Origin of the sequence: Aquabacterium sp., from assembly GCF_036279655.1 — a bacterium.
Lineage (GTDB): Bacteria > Pseudomonadota > Gammaproteobacteria > Burkholderiales > Burkholderiaceae_C > Aquabacterium.
In genome coordinates, this window is record NZ_DASUIT010000125.1 from 14,050 (window position 1) to 33,802 (window position 19,753).

18 protein-coding genes are annotated in these 19,753 nt (G+C 63.4%); 13 read left to right on the forward strand and 5 right to left on the reverse strand.

What is annotated here, in order from left to right:
• Nucleotides 1–16: 16 nt before the first annotated feature.
• Both VFW84_RS14040 and VFW84_RS14045 read left to right on the forward strand, forming a co-directional pair.
• Entirely contained in the window at nucleotides 17–1,228 is a 1,212-nt protein-coding gene (locus VFW84_RS14040; RefSeq protein WP_329681084.1) for an efflux RND transporter periplasmic adaptor subunit, read from the forward strand.
• Nucleotides 1,229–1,264: 36 nt separating this feature from the next.
• Complete coding sequence (locus VFW84_RS14045) at nucleotides 1,265–2,821, forward strand: GGDEF domain-containing protein (RefSeq protein ID WP_329681085.1); 1,557 nt, start codon at nucleotides 1,265–1,267, stop codon at nucleotides 2,819–2,821.
• 11 nt (nucleotides 2,822–2,832) lie between these two features.
• On the opposite strand, the gene VFW84_RS14050 is transcribed toward VFW84_RS14045, so the two are convergent.
• The 4 genes from VFW84_RS14050 to fabI form a co-directional block, all read right to left on the reverse strand.
• Complete coding sequence (locus VFW84_RS14050) at nucleotides 2,833–3,699, reverse strand: urease accessory protein UreD (protein WP_329681086.1); 867 nt, start codon at nucleotides 3,697–3,699, stop codon at nucleotides 2,833–2,835.
• A gap of 14 nt (nucleotides 3,700–3,713) precedes the next feature.
• Nucleotides 3,714–3,995: a DUF4404 family protein gene (locus tag VFW84_RS14055; protein ID WP_329681087.1), complete on the reverse strand. Its 282-nt coding sequence runs from the start codon at nucleotides 3,993–3,995 to the stop codon at nucleotides 3,714–3,716.
• Between the two features lie 105 nt (nucleotides 3,996–4,100).
• Entirely contained in the window at nucleotides 4,101–4,361 is a 261-nt protein-coding gene (infA, locus tag VFW84_RS14060; RefSeq protein ID WP_329681088.1) for a translation initiation factor IF-1, read from the reverse strand.
• A gap of 106 nt (nucleotides 4,362–4,467) precedes the next feature.
• Nucleotides 4,468–5,256: an enoyl-ACP reductase FabI gene (gene fabI, locus VFW84_RS14065; RefSeq protein WP_329681089.1), complete on the reverse strand. Its 789-nt coding sequence runs from the start codon at nucleotides 5,254–5,256 to the stop codon at nucleotides 4,468–4,470.
• Between the two features lie 294 nt (nucleotides 5,257–5,550).
• Here fabI and rimP point away from each other — a divergent pair, with 294 nt between their 5' ends.
• The 11 genes from rimP to VFW84_RS14120 all read left to right on the forward strand — a co-directional run bounded on the left by rimP (nucleotide 5,551) and on the right by VFW84_RS14120 (nucleotide 18,088).
• Nucleotides 5,551–6,141 carry a ribosome maturation factor RimP gene (gene rimP, locus VFW84_RS14070; RefSeq protein WP_329681090.1) on the forward strand — a complete coding sequence of 197 codons (591 nt, stop codon included), beginning with the start codon at nucleotides 5,551–5,553 and terminating at the stop codon, nucleotides 6,139–6,141.
• The gene (gene nusA, locus VFW84_RS14075; protein WP_329681091.1) at nucleotides 6,138–7,616 is read left to right on the forward strand and encodes a transcription termination factor NusA; all 1,479 of its coding nucleotides are present in this window, start codon (nucleotides 6,138–6,140) and stop codon (nucleotides 7,614–7,616) included. The genes rimP and nusA overlap by 4 nt, the downstream gene beginning before the upstream one ends.
• A 64-nt stretch (nucleotides 7,617–7,680) precedes the next feature.
• A complete protein-coding gene (infB, locus tag VFW84_RS14080) occupies nucleotides 7,681–10,812 on the forward strand; it encodes a translation initiation factor IF-2 (RefSeq protein ID WP_329681092.1) in 3,132 nt (1,043 codons plus the stop codon).
• A 96-nt stretch (nucleotides 10,813–10,908) separates the two neighbouring features.
• Complete coding sequence (gene rbfA / locus VFW84_RS14085; protein WP_329681093.1) at nucleotides 10,909–11,274, forward strand: 30S ribosome-binding factor RbfA; 366 nt, start codon at nucleotides 10,909–10,911, stop codon at nucleotides 11,272–11,274.
• 45 nt (nucleotides 11,275–11,319) lie between these two features.
• A complete protein-coding gene (gene truB, locus VFW84_RS14090) occupies nucleotides 11,320–12,336 on the forward strand; it encodes a tRNA pseudouridine(55) synthase TruB (RefSeq protein ID WP_329681101.1) in 1,017 nt (338 codons plus the stop codon).
• A gap of 16 nt (nucleotides 12,337–12,352) precedes the next feature.
• On the forward strand, nucleotides 12,353–14,179 hold the full coding sequence (typA, locus tag VFW84_RS14095) for a translational GTPase TypA (RefSeq protein WP_329681094.1): 1,827 nt from the start codon (nucleotides 12,353–12,355) through the stop codon (nucleotides 14,177–14,179).
• Nucleotides 14,180–14,200: 21 nt separating this feature from the next.
• The gene (locus tag VFW84_RS14100; protein WP_329681095.1) at nucleotides 14,201–15,322 is read left to right on the forward strand and encodes an enoyl-CoA hydratase/isomerase family protein; all 1,122 of its coding nucleotides are present in this window, start codon (nucleotides 14,201–14,203) and stop codon (nucleotides 15,320–15,322) included.
• Nucleotides 15,319–16,380: a tRNA dihydrouridine(20/20a) synthase DusA gene (gene dusA / locus VFW84_RS14105; protein ID WP_329681096.1), complete on the forward strand. Its 1,062-nt coding sequence runs from the start codon at nucleotides 15,319–15,321 to the stop codon at nucleotides 16,378–16,380. The genes VFW84_RS14100 and dusA overlap by 4 nt, the downstream gene beginning before the upstream one ends.
• Before the next feature lie 260 nt (nucleotides 16,381–16,640).
• Complete coding sequence (locus VFW84_RS14110; RefSeq protein WP_329681097.1) at nucleotides 16,641–17,081, forward strand: hypothetical protein; 441 nt, start codon at nucleotides 16,641–16,643, stop codon at nucleotides 17,079–17,081.
• A 61-nt stretch (nucleotides 17,082–17,142) separates the two neighbouring features.
• Nucleotides 17,143–17,502 carry a hypothetical protein gene (locus tag VFW84_RS14115; protein WP_329681098.1) on the forward strand — a complete coding sequence of 120 codons (360 nt, stop codon included), beginning with the start codon at nucleotides 17,143–17,145 and terminating at the stop codon, nucleotides 17,500–17,502.
• Between the two features lie 250 nt (nucleotides 17,503–17,752).
• Nucleotides 17,753–18,088 carry a hypothetical protein gene (locus VFW84_RS14120; RefSeq protein ID WP_329681099.1) on the forward strand — a complete coding sequence of 112 codons (336 nt, stop codon included), beginning with the start codon at nucleotides 17,753–17,755 and terminating at the stop codon, nucleotides 18,086–18,088.
• 339 nt (nucleotides 18,089–18,427) lie between these two features.
• Here VFW84_RS14120 and VFW84_RS14125 read toward each other — a convergent pair whose 3' ends face one another.
• Nucleotides 18,428–19,591 carry an IS110 family transposase gene (locus VFW84_RS14125; protein WP_329681100.1) on the reverse strand — a complete coding sequence of 388 codons (1,164 nt, stop codon included), beginning with the start codon at nucleotides 19,589–19,591 and terminating at the stop codon, nucleotides 18,428–18,430.
• Between the last annotated feature and the right edge of the window lie 162 nt (nucleotides 19,592–19,753).

The following is a 19,753-nucleotide window of genomic DNA, read 5'->3' on the forward strand; positions in this document are numbered from 1 at the left end:
GAGCCAAGTTGTGACTATGAGGTATCTGACACCGATGGTGACCATGCTGGCCGCAGGCCTGGCATGCACGGGTGCTCATGCCGAGGCTGTCGGGTGCCTGGTCGAACCCGATCGTGTTGCTGATGTTGGCAGCCAATCGGTGGGTGTCCTGGAGCGCCTGATGGTCGAGCGTGGCGATAACGTCAGCGCCGGCCAGGTGGTGGCCCGTCTGAGTGCCCAGGTCGAGCGCGCATCTGCGTCCGTGGCCGAGGCCCGATCCCAGGCCGAGGCCGAGGTTCGGCAGGCCGAGGCCGCCTATGAGCTGGCCCAGCGCAAGCTGGAGCGTGCTCGTGATCTGCTCAAGCAGGACTTCGTCTCGGACCAGGCTCTGGACCAGGCCGATGCCGAAGCCCGCGTCGCGTCGCAGCGGGTCGTTCAGGCCCGCGAGGCACAGCGTGTCTCCTTGCGCGAATTCAGACTCTCGACGGCTCAGTTGAGCCAGCGCGACGTGCGCAGCCCATTTGATGGCATCGTCATCGAGCGCTACCGCACGGAAGGCGAGCGCATCGAGCGCGAGCCTGTGGTCCGTGTGGCGCGCATCGACCCCCTTCGCATCGAGGCCATCGTGCCGGCCTCGCAGTTTGGCTCGATCCAGGCCGGTCAGGTGGCCACCATCAAGACCGATCTGGCCAGCTACAGCGCCATGTCAGCCAAGGTGGTGCTGGTGGACCGCGTGATCGATCCGGCCTCCAACAGCTTCCGGGTGCGCCTGACCTTGCCCAACCCGGAGCGCAAGATCCCTGCCGGTCTGCGTTGTCGCGTCGATTTCGCCGTGGCCCCGCAGTCGGGCGCGACGCCCGCTGCACCGGCTGCGGTGCAGCCTGCGGCGGTGTCTCGCTCAGGGCGCCCGAGTGGCCAAGACAGCAGTGGCCGTGTCAGCGTGGCCGCCCAGACCATCGCACCGCGGGCGGCAAACCCCGTTCCGGTCGTGGCACCCGTGCCCGCTCGCAAACCTGCGCCCGCCGTGGCCCCTGGCATCCTGGCCGCCTTGAATGCAGTCTCTGCCAGTTCTGCGCCCCGTCCTGTGCTGATCTCCACCCATGTCGTCAAGGCCCGTCAGGCGCCCGAGCGCATGCTGGTCAAGCAGTACATCGCCTCGCGCGAACCCAAGCTCAGCATGAGCATGAACATGACGGTGCGCGGCAAGTCGTCTCTGGACGAAGATCGCCCCATGTTCTCCTTGCGCTGATCACGCCTGCACCGCTGGCAGGACGGAAGGTACTGGATGAAGTTCGGGAACATACTGCCGCAATGGTCCCTGAGCCCCACGGCGCGCATCAGCCTGGGCCTGGTGTCCTTGCTCATCGGCCTGCTGATGGTGCTCGACCTGGTCCTCAAGCTCCTGCCCGACCAGCGCTCCATGACGCAGACCCTGCGCGAAGAGGTGGCCGTGCACCTGGCCCTGCAGGTCAAGCGCATGCTGCGCGAGCCCGGCATGGTGGCGATGCTGCAACCCATGATGAGCGACCTGGTCGAGAACTCCAAGGACGTCGAATCCGTGGGGATCCGCAAGGTCGACGGCACCCTGGTGGTGTCCACCTCCCGCCACGTCGAACTCTGGAAGAACCCCTCCCTGGGCCTGTCCACCATCACCAATGTGGTGGTGCCGCTCAACACCACCTCGGGCAAATGGGGGCAGCTGGAGGTCGGGTTCAAGTCGCCCTGGCCGACCACGCTGCTGGGTTGGACCAAGCAGCCCACGGTCCAACTGGTGGTCATTCTGAGCACGGCCACCTTCCTGTCCTTCTACCTGTATCTGCGGCGCGTTCTGCAGCATCTGGACCCCTCCAAGGCGATCCCCGAGCGGGTGCGTGTCGCCTTCGATACCCTGACGGAAGGCCTGCTCGTGCTGGACATCGACGGACAGATCCTGCTGGCCAACTCCGCCTTCCGCAACTTTCACCCCCAGGCCAGCTCCGTGCTGCTGGGACGCTCCATCGACCAGGTGGAGTGGCTGGTCAAGGGCCTGCGCGAAGACGGCGACGTCGAGCCCCCCTGGAAGCGCGTCATGAAGATGAGCGAGCCCATCCTGGGTGTCCACATCGACCTCACCGAGCCAGGAGGCGACCACCGCCGCGCCTTGCTCAACTGCGCCGCCATCCGCGACGCCACCGGCAACCCTCGGGGCGCGCTGGTCACCCTGGACGACATCACCGCCCTGGATCAGGCCAATGCCAAACTGCGTGCAGCCCTGGGCCAACTGGAGGTCTCGCGAGACCAGATCCAGAAGCAGAACGACGAGCTGCAGATGCTGGCCAACTGCGACCCCATGACCGGCTGCTTCAACCGCCGCGCCTTCTTTGCGCGCGCCGAGGCCATGATGGCGCATGCCGAGGCCTCGGGCGAGCCCCTGTCCTGCGTGATGAGCGACATCGACAAGTTCAAAAACTTCAACGACACCTATGGCCACGCCGTGGGCGACCTGGTGATCCAGCAGGTGTCCAAGCTGCTCAAGCGGGCCATGCGCCCGCAGGACGTGCTGTGCCGCTACGGTGGTGAAGAGTTCTGCATCCTGCTGCCCGGCTACGACCTGGACAAGGCGGCCGGCGTGGCCGAGGCCATTCGTGCGGCCATCGAGCTGGAGGCCGGTCCGGCCGTGGACGCCGTGCCCAATCTGCGCATCACCTCCAGCTTCGGCGTGGGACAACTGGGCGTGGGCGACGCCAAGAACCTGCACCTGCTGATCGAGCGGGCTGACCAGGGGCTCTACGCTGCCAAGGAGGCCGGCCGCAACCAGGTTCAGTGCATCGACTGGGCCGAGATGGACTCCGTCACGGCCTGAGCCTGGGGCGGTCAGGTCCGCCAGACCCGGGGCGGGCAGGGCGGTCGCTGCCAGGCGGTTTCACGCCATTGACCCCAGATCGTGCTCAACATCTGCATCAGGGGCTCGACCCGATCCGCCAGTGCCCGCACCACCACCACCTGCTCATGGGGGCTGGTGGCCCCGACATGGCAAGCCGTGGTCGGCGCAACATCGGGCGGCTGTGCCGCGTCGATCACCCCCCGGGCGGCTTCCAGCAAGGCCGTGCGCCGTTGTGGCGCCAGGGCACTGCCCGCCGCCAGCCACAGGGTGCCCATGACACGGTGACCGGCCCAGCCCAGGGGGCTGTCCAGCAAGAGTCGGTCATGGGCCTGGACGGTGCCACGCTCCAGCCACACGCCGGGCAGCTCCACACACTGGGTATAGCGCCCCTGCTCGCAGCCGGGGGCATCAAAGTGCTGTGCCGCGGCCGGCAGGCCCAGGGCCAGCAGATCCCAGCCGATCATCTCTGCGCCCGCATCCAGCTCGAACCGCAGGTGGTTGTCGGCCAGGCAGTTCTGGTAGGCAATGGTCTCCAGGGGCAGCCACTCCAGCCGGGCGCCAGGCGCCAGCCGGGCGGTCACGCTCTGACGGGCCGGTGCGCCCGAGCTGCGGTAAAAGCGCGTCGCGCCGGGGGTGGTGATCAGGGCGTGGGTGCCGGCCTGCAAGGTGGCATCCACCTCCAGCACATCCCCGCCGACGATGCCGCCGGGCGGATGCACCAGCACATGGTGGCACACGGCATCGCCCTCCGGATACAGGCGCTGCAGCACCCTCAGGGGGCCATTGTGTCGATCCAGCGCGATGGTGCGTTCGCCGTCACGCGAGTAATTCAGGCTCAGATGGCCATGCCAGCTCATCGATGCTTGCCCGCTCAGATTCCCATCTTGCCCAGGGCATCCATCATGTTGCGCAAAGAGGCGGCCAGGGTGGGGTGGTCTGCCGCAAAGCGGGCTTCGATCTCCTGAGCGCGAGCGGTCAGCGGCGCATCGTCTTCGGCCTGTGACTCGTCGGTGTTCGAGCTCTGTGCCAGCACCTTCTGGATATCACTGTCCAGAGCCTGGAGCTGCTGGCGCAATTCTGGCGCCACGGCCTGGCCGGATTCCAGCTCCTGCTGCAAACGGCTCAGCAGGTCTTTGAGTTCGGCGGAAGTCATGCGGTGTCCTGTCGGTATTTGGCAATGTCACCATTGTGCCAAACGACCCCATGAAAAAAGCGCCCCTCGGGGCGCGTTTTTCATGGCCAGACGGAACGCGATGGTTCAGTGCGTGCGGCGGAAGCTGCCGGGGCCGGGGCCGCGGTTTTCGATGTGGCGGAAGGTGATCCGGCCCTTGCTCAGGTCATAGGGCGAGAGCTCCAGAGAGACCTTGTCACCAGCCAGGATGCGGATGTGGTTCTTCTTCATCTTGCCGGAGGTATAGGCCACCAGTTGGTGACCGTTGTCCAGCGTGACGCGAAAACGGGAATCGGGCAGGACTTCGTTGACCACGCCCTGCATTTCAATGAGTTCTTCTTTTGCCATGGGGCCTATCTCCGGAACAAGGGGCAAAAACAAAATGCCCGGCAGGCATGGGGCCGACCGGGCTGCGGAAGCGCTGCACACAACGCTCCATGATCTCGGCAGTATATCAGGCTGCGTCCGCACCACCGGCCATCACGTGGCTGAAGCCACCATCGACATAGGTGATTTCGGCGGTCACGCCAGCGGACAGGTTCGACAGCATGAAGGCGGCCACATTGCCCACGTCGTCGATCGTGACGTTGCGGCGCAACGGTGCGTTCTGCTCGACGATGTCCAGGATCTTGCCAAAACCCTTGATGCCTGAGGCGGCCAGGGTCTTGATCGGGCCGGCCGAGATGCCGTTGACCCGGATGCCCTTGGGGCCCAGGCTGGCGGCGGTGTAGCGCACGCTGGCCTCCAGGGCGGCCTTGGCCAGGCCCATGGTGTTGTAGGACGGCACGATGCGCTCGGCCCCCAGGTAGGACAGGGTCAGCAGGGCGGCATCCTCGCGCAGATAGGGCAGGGCGGCCTTGGCCATGGCCGGGAAGCTGTAGGCAGAGATGTCCAGGGCGATGCGAAAGCTCTCGCGCGACAGGCCTTCCAGGAAGTCGCCTGCGATCGCCTCGCGCGGGGCAAAGCCGATCGAATGCACAAAGCCGTCAAACTGCGGCCAGGCCTTGGCCAGATCAGCGAACATGGCGTCGATCTGCTCGTCATTGCTGACGTCACAATCAAAGATCAGGTCGGTGTCGAACTCTTTGGCAAACTCGGTGATGCGGTCCTTGAAACGCTCGCCCACATAGCTGAAAGCCAGTTCGGCGCCTTCGCGCTTGCAGGCCTTGGCAATGCCGTAGGCGATGGAACGGTTGGACAGCAGTCCGGTGATCAGCAGGCGTTTGCCGGCAAGAAAGCCCATGGGGTCTCCGTTGTGGAACTAAACCAGGGGCGGATTTTGGCACGGCTGTCCCCTGTTTGATGAAATTTGCTGCCCGAGTCTTGCTGCAGCGCATTCCTCAGGGTAAAATCCTGGTTTGGTTCGATAGGCCGCTTTGGCCTTGCAGTGGTGCCACCGGGTGATACGTGTGGCGCAGTAGCAAGGTTGGAGTTGCTGGTCGGCACGTCTCGTGATGGGCGGAGGAATCCTGCCCATTTTTTTTGCATTGGCGCTTTTGCTTTGGCATTGGGCGCATGTTTGGGTGATTCGTATTCGATGAACTGGTTGAAGGCCGTAGAAGACACCGTGACCGGTCTGGGTTACGAAATGGTGGATTGCGAGCGCAATCCGCAGGGCCTTTTGCGCGTGTACATCGACCGCCTGCCGGGCGGTCAATACGATCAGGCTGGTGAATTTGTCACCGTCGAAGACTGTGAAAAGGTCACCCGCCAGCTGCAATACGCCCTGGAAGTGGCCAATGCCGATTACGCCCGGCTTGAGGTCTCCTCGCCAGGGCTCGACCGTCCCCTCAAGACCGCGGCGCATTACGAGCGCTTTGCCGGGCAGGACGTCGAAATCACATTGAAGGCCCCCTTCCAGGGGCGCAAGAAATACAAAGGCGTTCTGGAAGCCGTTGCCGCCCAGGAGGGTGCTGAAGGCGCCCAGGCGGGCTGGCAGCTCATCTTCAAGGTGGGTGAAGGCAAGAACGCCGTCGAGCAAGCGTTGGGATTCACGCTCGATGAAGTCCGCGAGGCCCGTCTGGTGCCTGTGGTGGACTTCAAGGGGCGCGGTCGTCGGGCGGCAACCCCGGCGGCCCAGGACGTTTCCGTCGATGAGGCTCAGGAACTCGGAGATCAAAACAAATGAACCGTGAACTGTTGATGTTGGTGGACGCCATCTCCCGCGAAAAGAGCGTGGAGCGTGACGTCGTGTTCGGTGCCGTTGAGTCTGCGCTGGCTTCGGCCACCAAGAAGCTCTACTCCGGCGAGGTGGACATTCGCGTGTCCATCAACCGTGACACCGGCGAGTACGAAACCTTCCGTCGTTGGCACGTCGTGCCCAACGAGGCTGGCCTGCAGCTGCCCGACGCCGAAATCCTGCTGTTCGAAGCCCAGGAGCAGATCGCCGACATCGAAGTCGATGACTACATCGAAGAGTCCGTCGAATCCGTGCCCATCGGCCGCATCGGTGCGCAAGCCGCCAAGCAGGTCATCCTGCAAAAGATCCGTGATGCCGAGCGCGAACAGCTGCTCAACGACTTCCTCGCCCGTGGCGAGAAGATCTTCGTGGGCACCGTCAAGCGCCTGGACAAGGGTGACATCATCGTTGAATCGGGCCGCGTCGAGGGTCGCCTCAAGCGCACCGAGATGATCCCCAAAGAGAACCTGCGCACGGGTGACCGCGTTCGCGCCTACATCAGCGGCATCGACTCGGCGGCCCGTGGCCCCCAGATCATGCTCTCGCGCAGCGCCCCTGACTTCATGATCGAGCTCTTCCGCCAGGAAGTGCCCGAGATCGAACAAGGTCTGCTCGACATCAAGAGCTGCGCCCGTGATGCCGGTTCGCGCGCCAAGATCGCCGTGCTGTCGCACGACAAGCGTGTCGACCCCATCGGCACCTGCGTCGGTGTGCGCGGCTCGCGCGTCACCGCCGTGACCAATGAACTCGCCGGTGAGCGCGTTGACATCGTGCTGTGGTCCGAAGACCCCGCACAGTTTGTCATCGGCGCCCTGGCTCCCGCCAACGTGCAGTCCATCTTCGTCGATGAAGAGCAGCACGGCATGGACGTGGTCGTCGACGAGGAAAACCTCGCGATCGCCATCGGTCGTGGTGGTCAGAACGTGCGCCTGGCGTCCGAGCTGACCGGCTGGCGCATCAACATCATGACGGCCGAGGAATCGGCACAAAAGCAGGCGGTCGAATCCGATTCGATCCGCAAGCTGTTCGTGGAGAAACTGGATGTGGACGAAGAGGTCGCCGACATCCTGATCGCCGAAGGTTTCACCAGCCTGGAAGAAGTGGCCTACGTGCCGCTGCAGGAAATGCTGGAAATGGAATCCTTCGACGAAGACACGGTCAACGAGCTGCGCACCCGCGCCAAGGATGCTCTGCTGACCATGGAAATCGCCAAGGAAGAAGAGGTCGAGGCACTGTCCGAGAACCTCAAGGACCTGGAAGGTTTGACGCCTGACCTGATCGCCAAACTGGCGGAAGGTGGCATTCACACCCGTGACGATCTGGCCGATCTGGCCGTCGACGAGCTGGTCGAGTTGACCGGCATGAACGACGACGCTGCCAAGGCGCTGATCCTCAAGGCCCGTGAACACTGGTTCGTCAACTGATCGCTGGCTGTTTCAAACCAAAAACGACCTCACTCTCGCTACACGCATCGCAAGGATTAACACAATGGCCGTGACCACCGTCGCACAATTCGCCGCGGAGCTCAATCGCCCGGCTGCGACACTGCTGGAGCAGCTTCATTCTGCAGGCGTCCCCAAGGGCGCCTCGGATGACGTGCTCACGGAGGCCGACAAAGAACGTCTGCTTGAACATCTGCGCAACTCGCACGGCTCGTCCGGCGCTGACCGCAAGAAGATCACCCTGACGCGCAAGTCGACCACCGAAATCAAGCAGGCCGACGCTTCTGGCAAAGCTCGCACCATCCAGGTCGAAGTTCGCAAGAAGCGGGTGTTCGTCAAGCGAGATGAGGGCGGCGATGAATCCGGTCTGGCTGAACAAGCCGCCGAAGAAGCCGATCTGCAACGCCGCGAAGAAGAAGCGCGCGCCCAGGCCGAAGAGCTGGCTCGTCAAGAGCAGGCCTTGGCCGAGCAGCGCCGTCAGCGCGAAGAGGAAAAAGAGCGCGCTGCACGCGAAGCCGCTGCAGCCCAGGCTGCTGCTGCCGAAGCCGCTGCCCGCGAAGCGCAAGCCGCCAAGGAGGCTGCTGAAGCCGCCGAGGCCGCTGCCCGCGAAGCCGATGCCGCTACGGCGGTGGCGGCCAGCAAGGGTGGCGATGCCGCCGCTGAAGAGGCTGCCACCAAGGCCCAGGCCGCTGCCCGCCGTGCCGCTGCTCAAGCGGCTGCGCAGGCTGAGGCCGCTGCCATCAACACCGCTGCCCGCGCATCCAAGCAGGCGCGTGCTGACGCTGCCGCTGCTGCCGTCGAGGCCGAGGCGCAAGCCGATGCCGACGTCGCAGCCCACAAGGCGGCTGTCGCCGCTGAAGCGGCTGCACCTGCCGCGGCTGCCGCTGCCGCCGCCGAGCCCGTCACGGCTGCACCTGTGGTCGCTGCCGCACCCGCTGCACCCTCGGTGCGCGTGGTCAAGGCCGCCGACATCGAAGCCGAAGAACAAAAGCGTCTGGGTGAACTCGCTCGCCGCCGCAAGGCCGCTGAAGACGAGGCCGCTGCCATTCGCGCCATGATGGCCGCACCCAAGAAGGTGCTGACCGCCGCCAAGAAGCCTGAGCCGCCCAAGCCGGACGCTGCTGCCGCAGCCGCAGGCAAGGAAGGCATCAAGGGCACCATCCACAAGCCCAAGGGTGCCCCTGGCGCCCCGGGTGCCGCACCCGCCGGTGCCGCCAAGCCTGGCGACAAGAAATCGGTCAAGTCCGAGAAGCTGTCCTCCAGCTGGGCCTCCGACGAGAAGAAGCGTGGCGCACCGGCCTCCAAGGGCCGCCCCGACACCTCTGCTGGCCGCAACAGCTGGAAGGCGCCGGGTGGCCGTGGCGGTCGCCGCGGTGACCGTGGTGAGAGCCAGTCCAATTTCGTCGCACCGACCGAGCCGCAAATCATCGAGGTCCACATCCCCGAAACCATCTCCGTGGCCGATCTGGCTCACAAGATGTCGGTGAAGGCCTCCGAGGTCATCAAGCAGATGATGAAGCTGGGTCAGATGGTCACCATCAACCAGCAGCTGGACCAGGAAACGGCCATGATCCTCGTCGAGGAAATGGGCCACAAGGCATTCGCCGCCAAGCTGGACGATCCCGATGCCTTCCTCGAGGAAGAACACGAAGATCAAGCTGCCGAGGCCGTCTCCCGTGCACCGGTGGTCACCGTCATGGGTCACGTCGACCACGGCAAGACCTCGCTGCTGGACTACATCCGCACCACGCGTGTGGCCTCTGGTGAAGCCGGCGGCATCACGCAGCACATCGGCGCCTACCACGTGACCACGCCTCGCGGCATGATCACCTTCCTTGACACCCCGGGTCACGAGGCCTTCACGGCCATGCGTGCTCGCGGTGCCAAGGCCACTGACCTGGTCATCCTGGTCGTGGCCGCGGACGACGGTGTGATGCCCCAGACGAAGGAAGCCATCCACCACGCCAAGGCGGCGGGGGTGCCCATCGTCGTGGCCATCAACAAGATCGACAAGCCCGGTGCCAACCTCGACCGCGTCAAGCAGGAGCTGGTCGCTGAAGAGGTCGTGCCTGAAGAATACGGCGGTGACTCTCCCTTCGTGCCCGTGTCGGCCAAGGTGGGTACCGGCATCGACGACCTGCTCGAGCAAGTGCTGCTGCAGGCCGAAGTGCTGGAGCTCAAGGCGCCCACCACCTCGCTGGCCAAGGGTCTGGTGATCGAAGCCCGTCTGGACAAGGGCCGCGGCCCTGTGGCCACCGTGCTGGTTCAGTCCGGCACCCTCAAGCGTGGCGACGTGGTCCTGGCGGGCTCCAGCTACGGCCGTGTCCGCGCCATGCTCGACGAAAATGGCAAGAACGCAACCGAAGCCGGCCCCTCCATCCCGGTCGAAATCCAGGGCCTCACCGAGGTCCCGGGTGCTGGCGACGAGTTCATGGTCCTGGCCGACGAGCGCCGTGCCCGTGAAATCGCCACCTTCCGTCAAGGCAAGTACCGCGACGTCAAGCTGGCCAAGCAACAAGCCGCCAAGCTGGAGAACATGTTCGAGAACATGGGTCAGGGCGATGTCCAGACCCTGGGCCTGATCATCAAGGCGGACGTGCAGGGCTCGCAAGAAGCCCTGGCCACCTCGCTGCTCAAGCTGTCGACGGCCGAGGTCAAGGTCCAGATCGTGCATGCCGCCGTGGGTGGCATCTCCGAGTCCGACGTCAACCTCAGCATCGCCTCCAAGGCGGTCATCATCGGCTTCAACACCCGTGCTGACGCTGGTGCGCGCAAGCTGGCCGAGAACAACGGCGTGGACATCCGCTACTACAACATCATTTACGACGCCGTCGATGATGTGAAGGCGGCCATGTCCGGCATGCTGGCTCCCGAGCAGCGCGAGGAAATCATCGGCCACGCCGAGATCCGCCAGGTGTTCGTGGCCTCCAAGATCGGCACCATCGCCGGTTGTATGGTCACCTCCGGTGTGGTCCGTCGTACCGCCAAGCTGCGCTTGCTGCGCGACAACATCGTCATCTACACGGGTGAACTCGAAGGCCTCAAGCGCTTCAAGGACGATGCCAAGGAAGTGCGCGAAGGTTTCGAGTGCGGTCTCAGCATCAAGAACTACAACGACATCAAGGAAGGCGACATCCTCGAATTCTTTGAAATCAAGGAAGTGGCCCGTACGCTGTAAGAAACCTCACAGCCTGCGCTTACCCCCGACCCCGCCTGAGTCCAGGCGGGGTTTGCATTTCAAAGCGCAGGCCCATCGGGACAGCAGGAATTCACCATGCGCCATAAACGCTCCACACCCAACCGCAGCAACCGCGTGGCCGACCAGATCCAGCGTGATGTGGCCGAGCTCATCCGCGAGCTCAAAGACCCGCGCATCGGCATGGTCACCATCAACAGCGTGGAGGTGACACCCGACTATGCTCACGCCAAGGTCTACTTCTCGCTGCTGGTGGGCAACCCCCAGTTGTGCGAAGAGGGCCTCAACGAGGCCGCCGGCTTTCTGCGCAACAGCCTGTTCAAGCGCCTGCAGATCCACACCGTGCCGACCCTGCATTTCCACTTCGACCGCACCACCGAGCGCGCGGCCGAGATGAGCGCACTGATCACCAAGGCCGTGGCCGACAAGGCCAAGGACGACTGAAGCACCGTGAACACCGAGACCCCCGTCATCGACCCGACGCCGACCGTGGCTGCTCCCGCTGCAGCCCGGGGTCGGCCTGTGCGCCGCCCGCGCCGGGCGCTGCACGGGGTGATCCTGCTGGACAAGCCCCTGGGCCTGTCCAGCAACGATGCCTTGCAGAAGGTCAAATGGCTGCTGCGCGCCGAAAAAGCCGGCCACACCGGCACGCTCGACCCCTTGGCCACCGGCCTGCTGCCGCTGTGCTTTGGCGCGGCCACCAAGTTCTCGCAGGTGTCCCTGGACGCGGACAAGCGCTACACCGCCACGCTCAAGCTGGGCCTGACCACCACCACCGGCGATGCCGAGGGCGATGTCGTCCAGACTCGCCTGGAGGCCGTGAGCCAGGTCACGCGCGAGGCCATCGAGGCCGCCTGCGCAGCCTGCACTGGCGAGATCGACCAGGTGCCCCCCATGTACTCGGCCCTCAAGCACGAGGGCAAGGCGCTGTACGAATACGCCCGCCAGGGCATCGAGATCGAGCGCGCCTCGCGCCGCATCACCATTCACGGTATCGACATCCTGAGCTGGCACGATGATGAACTCGTCATCGATGTGCGCTGCTCCAAGGGCACCTACATCCGCACGCTGGCCGAAACCATCGGCGAGCATCTGGCCTGCGGCGCCCACCTCATCGGGTTGCGCCGCACCGGCAGCGGCCAGGTGTCGCTGCAGGGCGCCGTCACGATCGAGGCCTTGCAGACCCTGACCGAGGCAGAGCGCGAAGCCCTGCTGCAACCCATCGACGTGCTGGTGTCCCACTGGCCCGCCGTGACCTTGAACGAAGAAGATGCCACACGCTTTCTGACAGGCCTGCGCCGCCGCGTGCGCCTGCCGAATGCCGAAGCTGTACGTGTGTACGGGCCCGCGCCCGCGGCCACGCTGGATCAGCGTCCGCAGGTGTTCCTGGGCAGCGCCCACGTCAAGGAGGGGGAGTTGATCCCCATCCGCCTGCTGAGCCCTCTCGAGGTGCAAAGCCAACTGGACGCCGCTGCCAGACCTGAACCCAGTACGACCGATTTTTGAAGAAACCGAGCCCTCCATGAGCACTCAAATCCGTAACATCGCCATCATTGCCCACGTTGACCATGGCAAAACCACCATGGTTGACCAACTGCTGCGCCAGTCTGGCACCTTCGCCGAGCACGAGAAGGTCGTCGACACCGTGATGGACAACAACGCCATCGAACGCGAACGTGGCATCACCATCCTGGCCAAGAACTGCGCCGTGAGCTGGGAAGGCACCCACATCAACATCGTCGACACCCCGGGCCACGCGGACTTCGGCGGCGAAGTCGAGCGCGCCCTGTCCATGGTGGACGGCGTGGTGCTGCTGATCGACGCGCAAGAAGGCCCCATGCCCCAGACGCGCTTCGTGACCAAGAAGGCCCTGGCCCTGGGTCTCAAGCCCATCGTCGTGGTCAACAAGGTCGACAAGCCCGGTGCCAAGCCCGATGCCGTGATCAACGCCGCGTTCGATCTGTTCGACAAGCTGGGCGCCACCGACGAGCAACTGGACTTCCCCGTGGTGTACGCCTCGGGCATCAACGGCTGGACCTCGCTGGAAGAAGGTGCTCCTGGCGAGAAGTGGGGCCCCGACATGTCGGCCCTGTTCAACACCATCCTCAAGCACGTGCCTGCCCAGAAGGGTGACCCCGCGGCCCCCCTGCAACTGCAGATCTCGGCGCTGGACTTCTCCACCTTCGTGGGCCGCATCGGCGTGGGCCGCATCAGCCAGGGCACCATCAAGCCCGGCATGAACGTGGTCGTGATGGAAGGCCCCGACGGCAAGACCGTCAATGGCCGCATCAACCAGGTGCTGACCTTCCAGGGCCTGGACCGCGTGCAGGTGACTGAAGCCGGCCCCGGCAACATCGTGCTGATCAACGGCATCGAGGAGATCGGCATCGGCGTGACCGTGACCGACCCGACCAACCCTCAGCCTCTGCCCATGCTGAAGGTGGACGAGCCCACGCTGACCATGAACTTCTGCGTGAACACCTCGCCCCTGGCCGGTCGTGAAGGCAAGTACGTCACCAGCCGCCAGATCTGGGATCGTCTGCAAAAAGAGCTGCAACACAACGTGGCCCTGCGCGTCAAGGAAACCGACGAAGACGGCATCTTCGAGGTGTGCGGCCGTGGCGAACTCCACCTGACCATCCTGCTGGAAAACATGCGCCGTGAAGGCTATGAGCTGGCCGTCTCCAAGCCCCGCGTGATGTTCAAGGACATCGACGGCGTGAAGTGCGAGCCCATGGAGCTGGTCACCGCCGACGTCGAAGAAATTCACCAGGGTGGCGTGATGCAGGCCCTGGGCCTGCGCAAGGGCGAGATGATCAACATGGAGCCGGACGGCCATGGCCGTGTGCGCCTGGAATACCGCATCCCGGCCCGTGGCCTGATCGGCTTCAGCAACGAATTCATGAACCTGACCCGTGGCTCGGGCCTGATCTCGTCCATCTTTGACGGCTACGAAGCCCACAAGGGCGACATCGGCGGCCGCAAGAACGGCGTGCTGATCTCCATGGACGACGGTGAAATCTTCACCTACGCCCTGGGCAAGCTGGACGACCGTGGCCGCATGTTCGTCAAGCCCAATGACCCGGTGTATGAGGGCATGATCGTCGGCATCCACAGCCGCGACAACGACCTGGTGGTCAACGCCACCCGCACCAAGCAGCTGACCAACTTCCGTGTCAGCGGCAAGGAAGACGCCATCAAGATCACCCCCCCGATCGACCTGACGCTGGAATACGGTGTGGACTTCATCGACGACGACGAACTGGTCGAGATCACGCCCAAGTCCATCCGTGTGCGCAAGCGCCACCTGAAGGAACACGATCGCAAGCGCGCTTCGCGCGAGGCCTGATCGGCAAAGGGCAGGGCAGCCATGGACAGCCTGATCCTGACCGAGATCGTGGGCGGCCTGGGCGTGATCACGCTCCACCGCCCCAAGGCCCTCAACGCCTTGTCGCTGGAGATGGTGCGCGAGCTCACCATCGTGCTGCGAGGCTGGGCCACCGATCCCGAGGTGCAGGGCGTGCTCCTGCGCGGCTCGGCCCGCCCTCCGGTGGAGGGCAAACACAGCGCCACGCACTTCTGTGCGGGGGGCGACATCCGCTTCATGCATGAGGCGGCGATGGCCGGTGATCTGGCCATCGATGATTTCTTCACCGAAGAGTACGCGCTCGACCACCTCATCCATGTCTACCCCAAACCGGTGGTGGCCTGGATGGAGGGCATCTGCATGGGCGGCGGCATGGGCCTGGCCCAGGCCTGCAGCCTGCGCGTGGTGACCGAATCCGTGCGCATGGCCATGCCCGAGACCCGCATCGGGCTCTTCCCCGATGTGGCCGGGGGTTACTTCTTGTCGCGCTGCACCGGATCGGTCGGCGAGTACCTGGGCATCGTGGGCCCGCACCTGCATGTGACGGATGCGCTCACCCTGGGCCTGGCCGATGGCCATGCGCAGGCGGCAAGCCTGCCCCAACTGCTGCAGGCCTTTCAGGCCCAGCCCGCCCACAATGCGGACGACGTGCGCCAGCGCGTGCAGGCTCACCTGAGCGCCCATGGCCTGAGCGCCTTGCCTGCCGCCACCGTGACGGCCGAGCTGGATCGCATCAACCGACATTTCAGCCTGCACACCCTGCAGGAGATCGACGCCTCGCTGCGCACAGACGACAGCGACTGGGCCCGCCAGACCCTGCAACACATGGCCGGCAACTCGCCCCTGATGATGTGCGTGACGCTGGAGCAGATCCGCCGCGCACGCAGCATGCCGCTGGCCGACGAGTTCCGCATGGAGCGCACCATGGTGCGCCACTGCTTTGCCCTGCGCAAAGGCGCCGCCAGCGAAACCGTGGAAGGCGTGCGCGCCCTGGCCGTGGACAAGGACCACCAGCCCCGCTGGAACCCTGCCACCCTGGCCGAGGTGACACCTGCCATGGCCGAGGCCTTTTTTGAGCCGGCGTGGCCCGCCCATGCCCACCCGTTGCGCGATTTGCGACCATGAGTGCGAGCCCCTTGATCGATGCGGCCACCGGCCTGAGCCCCTGGCGCGCCTGCGTGGCGCCCATGCTCGACTGGACCGATACCCATTGCAGGTATTTTCATCGGCAGTTGAGCCAACACGCGCGCCTGTACACCGAGATGCTGACCACCGGCGCCCTGGTGCACGGCAAGATGATGCGCTTTCTGGACTACAACGAGCAGGAGCACCCGGTGGCCCTGCAGTTGGGGGGCAGCGAGCCTGCTGACCTGGCCATTTGCGCCAAACTGGCCCAGGAGCGCGGCTACGACGAGGTCAACCTGAACTGCGGCTGCCCCAGTGAGCGCGTGCAGCGCGGCGCTTTTGGGGCCTGCCTGATGAACGAGGCCACCCTGGTGGCCGACTGCGTCAAGGCCATGATCGATGCCACCGGGGGCGACGCCAAGGTGCCCATCACCGTGAAGCACCGCATCGGCATCGACAAGATCGAGAGCTACGACTTTGTGCGGGATTTTGTGGGCACCGTGGCCGATGTGGGCTGCCAAGTGTTCATCGTGCATGCGCGCAATGCCTGGCTCAAAGGCCTGAGCCCCAAGGAAAACCGCGAGATCCCGCCGCTGCGCTACGAGTTTGTGCACCAGCTGAAGCGGGATTTTCCGCACCTGACCATCGTGCTCAACGGCGGCCTGGCCGACAACGCCCAATGCCTGGCGCAACTGCAGCCGGGCGCGGTGTTCGATGGCGTGGCGCTGGACGGCGTGATGGTGGGCCGCGCGGCCTATCACACCCCCTGGATGATGGCCGAGTGGGATGAACTGCTGTTCAATCAGGCGCCGCGGGATGCGGCGCTGACCCGCGAGGCGGTGGAAGCGGCCATGGCGGCCTACACCGATGCCCAAGTGGCCCGCACCAAGGGCTGGGCGCACGGCGAAGTGCGCTGGCAGCAGGTGATGCGCCATGTGCTGGGCCTGTACCACGGCATCAACGGCGCACGGCGCTGGCGCCAGGTGTGGTCAGACCACACGCTCAAGGATCTGACAGCAGCCGAGGTGATGGCGCTGGCACATCAGCGCCAGGGTTAAACGTTACGAAATGCGTTTACCATGGATGCCAAATCCATGGGGGGGCGCAGATGACGTTCGGGATATCCACGATAGGGAAGGGCTGCGAGGGATCGTGGTTGGGAGCGGTGCGCCTTGCTGGGGCTGGATGGTGGCTCAGCGATGTGGCTATATGTGGCTTGCATATCTATCCACAAAGAGATCGATGTAGTCATATCTGGATAGATGTGGATGCTTGTGGGTGATGCCCATATTACAGTTAGGCCTTTTACGAAAAAAGCATGAAGCGCCCAATCAAATTTCACGTACTAACGATGTTTTGGTTCCTCTTGGTTGGCCCGGCATTTGTATTCCCCATTCCATGGCTACTTCCGTTTTCGTACATATTCGGCTGCATACCTGCAGCAATTACCGGCATAACCTATGCTCGCATCTACAAAAACAAGCCCATCCCGACAAAAAGATGGTTTCGCGCTTTGGTTGGAATCAGTCTTGGAGCACCTATTGCGGCCACTCTGATAATTCTGCTCTTTATTGCCACCCACATTACCGGTCATCCTGGAATGCTATTCTTCAAGCAACCCGCGTTAATACGACTAGCAGAAGATATTATACAGGCAGCTTCCCGTTTTGCGGCATTTGGCGCCCTCGGAGGTGCGTTTGCCGCGGCAACAATGCCTAAATCGATTTGCAACGCAGCACAGAAGGAGTATCCCGCTTGAATTCACATAGCGAGTGCAACACAGTGAGCGACGCATCAACCCTGGCGTCGTTAGGCGCTTCATGACCAAAGCACCACCTTTCTACATCGCAACAACTCACAGACGCATCGCACAAGCGGAGCGAGAGGTGCTGCTGCGCATCCTTCAAGACCTCAAATCGAAGCAATTATTGCTCGTTGACGATTTAGAGGTTGTGGGCCGCTGTGGTTGCGGCAGTTGCCCAACCATCTTCTTTCAGCCTCAATTGCAAGAAGAGCCTGAAAAAGAAGTTGCCTCTTACTTTGGACAAGACGAAACAGGAGCCCCGGTTGGAGTGCTGCTGTGGGAAATAAATGGTCGCCCATCACAACTGGAGTTCTACTCGGTCGACGGGCATGACCCTTGGCATATTCCGAGGGCCGAAACACTTGAGCCGTTCTAAATAATCGCGTGGATTGACATATCGAGGGCCACACGCAGATTAACACGTGAAGCGCAACACCTTAACACAGGCAATGCTCTCATCAAAAACCTTCCACTCCGCGCCTCAGCCTAACTGTACGTTGCACGCGGACGCAAAAACCGGCCATGCCTTCGGCATTTTCATGGCCGGTTTTTGTGCCCTCCGCCCTTACGGGCTCCGGCGCCGGTGAACTTGGCGTTAGGCCGCACATAACGACGAAGAGCTGCAAATGAGTGCATCACTAGAACATTCGTTCGCCATCCTTAAGAACGAGCTGGATCGCGGCGAAGACATATACGAAACGCCAGCACTGGTTCACGAAGTCTCTATGGCTTTTGGCGGCGACAGGTTTCTCTGCGGAGATGCAGATTTGGTTTCACACTTTATTGAAGCTGTTCCCGCCACCACTACGCCGTCTTTGGTCGTTGAATGGCTTCGCATAGGCACAATGTACGCAAGCGACGGTGGCGCTGGGTTGCGTTCTCTCGCGAAATCCTGGAGCAATAGTGCGCATCCGCTCAAAGCATTTGTGAGTAGCCATGCGCAAGAAATTCAATGGGAATAGCTCCATGCGCCGTCCAAACACCTGTCACCAGCCTAACTGGGCGTATATGGACTCCCCCGCAAACGCAAGAGACTGATCGAGTTGTTGGCCGTGATGGGTGCGCCTGCAGTCGTATATCCGGCATCTTGGTTGGGCCCATGTGAAGTGGCCCGTGCCGACATGGAATCTGCGTCACAGCGGAGCCAATCGGTGCAAGCGGCAGGCAAGCTGCCACGCCAGTTACCGGCTTCATGCTGTGTGGGTGTAACCCGTGCTGCCATGATGGGAGATCAATCTCGTCGCAACGCTGGGAAGGGAGTTGGGTTTTCTTCATTCAAGACGGGCTTCGGGCTGCAGGCGTCACGCCAGCTTGGCCTGGTAGGGCTTCTTGTCTCTCAGGCACGCGTAACAAATGCGCGCCAGCTTGTTGGCCAGCGCACAGGCGGCCTTGTTGTGACACGTGCGGGCCTGCACTTGCAGCGCCCAGCGCTTGAGCGCATCCAGCGGTTTACCTTGCGCCTGCGCCGCCGCTGCCGCCTTGAGTACGCTGCGCGCCCCGTGCACCAGCAGCATGCGCAGGTAGGTGTCGCCTTGCTTGCTGATGCGCCCGAGCTTTCTTTTCTGCCCCGAGGAGTGCTCTTTGGGCGTGATGCCGAACCAGCACGCAAAGCCTCTGCTGTCTTTGAAGTGCGTGACATCGCCTCCTGTGGCCGCCGCCATCGCCGTGGTTGTCAGCAACCCCACTCCCGGCACGCTTTGCAGCAGTTGGCACGGCTCGCTGTGCGGAACCAGCGCCTTGAGCTCCTTTTCGATGCCATCGATGCGGACCTCCAGTTGACGCACTTCTTCGAGCATCGATTTCATCGTGTTCCTCAGCAGCGCGGGTATCGCGCTTTGCTCGTCGGCAATCAGCTTGCCCATCTGGCTCAGCCCCGCCTTGGCACCCTTGGAGACCTGCAAGCCCGCCTCTCTGCACGCACCTCGCATCGCGTTGATCGTCGCCGTGCGCCAGCCCATCCACATCGAGCGCGTGCGGTGCAAGGCTTGCAGCGCCTGTTGCTCCACCGTCTTGATGCGCACCGCCTGGATGTCGGCGCACCGCGCTGCCTCCAGCAGCGCCGCCGCATCGGCCGCGTCCGTCTTGTTGCGCTTGACGTAGGCGCGCACGTAATGCGGCGGCAGCAACTCCACGTCGATGCCACGCCGCTGCAGCCAGCGAGCCCAGTGGTGCGCCGTCCCGCACGCCTCCATGATCACCAGCGCCACGTCTCGGTTGTCAAACCACCGCTCGAACTGCGTGCGACTCAGCCGATGGCTGCCGCGCCGGCGCCAGCTCGTGTCAGCCTCACACAACTGAAACACCGACTCGGCGATGTCAACACCAACAACCACGCCAGTGCACGATTGAATCTTCTGGATGCGGGCTGTAGCATTCATTTCGGACTCCTTCGGGTTGAGTGCCGTCTCCCACGCCAAATGAAAGCCGGCTGGCACATTGATGCCGAAAAACGCGGGGGAGTCCATCCCATCATTCAACGCGGACGCGGAGCTTGTCTGACTTTTGTGGACATTCGAACCTAACGGAGAATGTCCCCCATGGGAAAACCTAGCCGCAAACTCGTCAATCGGTACACCGATGATTTCAAGCTCAAGGCCGTAGCCTTGAGCAATGAGCCTGGCGTGCTC